This is a genomic window from Pseudomonas sp. NPDC086112 (assembly GCF_044746425.1).
Classification (GTDB): domain Bacteria; phylum Pseudomonadota; class Gammaproteobacteria; order Pseudomonadales; family Pseudomonadaceae; genus Aquipseudomonas.
Genome location: NZ_JBIVCD010000060.1, coordinates 16,199 through 18,397 on the forward strand (window position 1 = coordinate 16,199; position 2,199 = coordinate 18,397).

Here is a 2,199-nt window from a genome sequence, read left to right on the forward strand (position 1 = left end):
GAACGCCAAAGACCTTGCCGGTCGTGACGTTGTTGCACGTTCGATGGATAAAGAGATCATCGCCGGCAACGGTTGCGGTCCGAATGGCGACCACGTAATGCTCAAACTCGACCACTTGGGCGAGGAAGTGCTGCACAGCCGTCTGCCAGGCATCTGCGAACTGTCCAAGACTTTCGCACACGTTGACCCTGTTGTTGCTCCGGTTCCGGTCGTTCCGACCTGCCACTATATGATGGGCGGCGTTCCGACCAACATTCACGGTCAGGCAATCACCCAGAACGACGAAGGCGTCGACGAAATCATCCCTGGCCTGTTCGCAGTGGGTGAAGTGGCGTGCGTATCGGTTCACGGCGCCAACCGTCTGGGCGGCAACTCGCTGCTTGACCTGGTGGTATTCGGCCGCGCTGCCGGCCTGCACCTGGAAAAAGCGCTGAGCGACGGTATCGAATACGATGACGCCACCGACGCCGACATCAACGCTGCCCTGGCACGTCTGTCCGCTCTGAACGAGCGTACCGAAGGTGAAGACGTGGCAACCCTGCGTCGCGAACTGCAAAGCTGCATGCAGAACTACTTCGGTGTGTTCCGTACCGGCGAATACATGCAGAAGGGTATTGCTCAGCTGGCTGATCTGCGCGTGCGCATCGCCAACGTCAAGATCAACGACAAGAGCCAGGCGTTCAACACGGCGCGTATCGAAGCGCTGGAACTGCAGAACCTGCTGGAAGTGGCCGAAGCCACTGCTATCGCTGCAGAAGTGCGCAAAGAGTCCCGCGGTGCTCACGCCCGTGAAGACTTCGAAGACCGTGACGATGAAAACTGGCTGTGCCACACCCTGTACTTCCCGGGTGACAAGCGCGTTACCAAGCGTGCTGTGAACTTCTCGCCGAAGACTGTTCCGACTTTTGAACCTAAGATTCGGACTTATTAAGGGTGGCCGCCATGTTGCAAGTCAGTGTTTATCGTTACAACCCTGATCAGGACGCTGCGCCGTTCATGCAGGAATTCCAGGTTGATACCGGTGGTAAAGACCTGATGGTGCTGGACGTGCTGGCCCTGATCAAAGAGCAGGACGAAGGTTTCTCCTATCGTCGCTCTTGCCGTGAAGGTGTTTGCGGTTCCGACGGCATGAACATCAACGGCAAAAACGGTCTGGCATGCATCACGCCGCTGTCTGCCGTCGTTAAACGTAACAAGCTGATCGTTCGTCCGCTGCCAGGTTTGCCGGTTATCCGTGACCTGGTCGTCGATATGAGCATCTTCTACAAGCAATATGAAAAGGTTAAGCCATACCTGCAGAACGACACGCCGGCTCCGGCCATCGAGCGTCTGCAGTCCCCTGAAGAGCGTGAAAAGCTCGACGGTCTGTACGAGTGCATCCTGTGCGCTTGCTGCTCGACTTCGTGCCCGTCCTTCTGGTGGAACCCGGACAAGTTCCTGGGTCCGGCTGCTCTGCTGCAAGCCTATCGCTTCCTGGCAGACAGCCGCGACAACAAGACATCCGAGCGTCTGGCTTCGCTGGATGACCCGTTCAGCGTATTCCGCTGCCGGGGCATCATGAACTGCGTCAACGTTTGTCCGAAAGGCCTGAACCCGACTAAGGCCATCGGTCACATCCGTAACATGTTGCTGCAAAGCGGCGTGTGATTCAGCTGCTGTACCCGTAGGACCGCTGTACCCGTAGATGCTACGGCGCAGGCTTCAACCGGCGCCGTAGTTTTAACCTGAGCAGCAGCTTAAAAGGCTGCCGCTCTTATTTTGAAGAAATGAGACAAGCAGGGGCATCCGGGCTGGTACCCGGACTATCAGCGTGATCCTAAGTGGCTTGTTTTAGTCGCTGCATTCGGACTTCTGCAAGTTTGCTCGGTGTCGACGCCGGTGGTGTTCCCCTAACCGAGGGTGACCAAGCATGCAAGAAAGCGTGATGCAGCGCATGTGGAACAGCGCCTACCTATCCGGTAGTAACGCTGCCTATGTGGAAGAGCTCTACGAGCTCTACCTGCACGACCCTAACGCTGTGCCAGAAGAGTGGCGCACCTACTTCCAGAAGTTGCCTGCTGATGGCAACCCTGTCACCGATGTTTCGCACTCCACAATTCGCGATCATTTCGTCTTGCTGGCAAAGAACCAGCGCCGCGCCCAACCGGTTTCCGCCGGTAGCGTGAGCAGTGAGCACGAGAAGAAGCAAGTTGAAGTGCT

Annotated in this window: 2 protein-coding genes and 1 pseudogene; all 3 read left to right on the forward strand. The window is 57.0% G+C overall.

Annotated elements, in window-relative coordinates; all coding sequences use genetic code 11:
- A partial coding sequence (locus tag ACIPLA_RS26695; protein ID WP_401177331.1) for an FAD-binding protein occupies window positions 1-931 on the forward strand: 931 nt, incomplete at its 5' end.
- A gap of 11 nt (window positions 932-942) precedes the next feature.
- Window positions 943-1,647: a succinate dehydrogenase iron-sulfur subunit gene (locus ACIPLA_RS26700; protein WP_007898989.1), complete on the forward strand. Its 705-nt coding sequence runs from the start codon at window positions 943-945 to the stop codon at window positions 1,645-1,647.
- A 262-nt stretch (window positions 1,648-1,909) separates the two neighbouring features.
- Window positions 1,910-2,199 (forward strand): annotated as a pseudogene (locus ACIPLA_RS26705) (2-oxoglutarate dehydrogenase E1 component); the annotation flags it as partial.